We start from the raw sequence: 1,463 nt of genomic DNA, 5'->3' as shown, positions 1-1,463 counted from the left end.
GCGTGATCCCCGCGACGACCGCGAGGATCGTCGCGAACGCGACGGCTGCCACCACCGCGAAGAGGACCGTCCCCCCGGTGGAGGCCGCGCCGCCGCCGAGGTCGAGCGCCAGCAGCGGCACCGCCGTGTTGCCCGACGGGTCGTCCGCGCGCACCGCGTCGCCGCCCACGAGTGCCGCGGCGCCGAAGCCGAGCACGATCGTCATCAGGTAGAAGCCGCCGATCAACCCGATCGACCAGACCACCGAGCGGCGCGCGGAGGTGGCCGTCGGCACGGTGTAGAAGCGGGCCAGGATGTGCGGCAGCCCCGCGGTGCCGAGGACCAGAGCGATGCCGAGGCTGAGGAAGTCCAGCCGGTCGGCGAGCCCGCCGCCGTACGCCAGGCCCGGGGCGAGGAAGTCGGAGCCGTGGCCGCTGCGCCCGGCCGCGGACTCCAGCAGCGCGCCGACGTCGCCGTGGAACCGCAGCAGCACCAGCACGGTGAGCGTGAGCGCCCCGGCCAGCAGCAGCACGGCCTTGACGATCTGGATCCAGGTCGTCGCGCGCATCCCGCCGAGCACGACGTACGTCACCATCAGTGCGCCGACGCCCGCGACCGCCGCGGTGCGCGCGCCGGTGCCGGTGTGGCCGCCGGCCAGCAGCGCCACCAGGCTGCCCGCGCCGACCATCTGCGCGACGAGGTACAGCACCGAGACCGTGACCGACGAGATGCCCGCCGCGAACCGCACCTGCGGCCGGCGCAGCCGGGAGGCGACGACGTCGGCGAGGGTGAACCGGCCGCAGTTGCGCACGAGTTCGGCGACGAGCAGCAGCACGACGAGCCAGGCGACGAGGAAGCCGACGGAGTACAGCACGCCGTCGTAGCCGTAGAGGGCGATGAGGCCGGAGATGCCGAGGAAGGAGGCGGCGGACATGTAGTCCCCGGAGATGGCGAAACCGTTCTCCATGGGGGTGAACAGCCGTCCGCCGGCGTAGAACTCCTCCGGTGAGCCGTGCCGCCGCCGGCCCGCCCAGAGCGTGATGGCCAGGGTCAGCGCCACGAACGCGCAGAACAGCAGCAGCGCGAGCCTCTGGTGCTCCCCGGTCACCGGCCCGGCTCCCGCGGCGGGTCGGTCCGGGTGTCCACGTAGCGGTCGGCGCGGCGGGTCCGCATGGCGATGTCCCAGCGCAGGTCGAGCGCGGCCGGGTCGCGGCGCAGCCGGGCGTGCCTGGCGTACGCCCACGTGAGCAGGAACGTCGTCGCGAACTGGCCGAGGCCGGCGAGCAGCGCGACGTTGACCGGCCCCGCGACCCGGCGGCCCATCAGCTCGGGGGCGACGGTGGCGGCGACGACGTACGACAGGTACCAGGCGAGGAACGCGAGCGCGGCCGGCACCACGAACCGGCGGTACCGGCGGCGGACGCGCTGGAACTCGGGGGTGGCGTGGACGGCGAGGTACACGTCGTCGTCCGCCTCGGCCCAGG

Annotated in this window: 2 protein-coding genes; both read right to left on the bottom strand. The window is 74.4% G+C overall.

Going from position 1 to position 1,463, the window contains the following annotated elements; genetic code table 11:
* Positions 1 to 1,087, bottom strand: a 1,087-nt coding sequence (locus H5J30_RS32990) for a solute symporter family protein (protein WP_181791371.1), incomplete at its 3' end; no start/stop codon positions are given.
* The coding region (locus tag H5J30_RS32985; RefSeq protein ID WP_181791369.1) for a DUF485 domain-containing protein at positions 1,084 to 1,463 on the bottom strand (380 nt) is incomplete at its 5' end. The genes H5J30_RS32985 and H5J30_RS32990, both read right to left, overlap by 4 nt.

The sequence above is a fragment of the Streptomyces phytophilus genome (assembly GCF_013870535.1).
Lineage (GTDB): Bacteria > Actinomycetota > Actinomycetes > Streptomycetales > Streptomycetaceae > Streptomyces > Streptomyces phytophilus.
The sequence above is the reverse complement of the archived record's forward strand: the minus strand, read 5'-3'. Positions and strand labels throughout refer to the sequence as shown.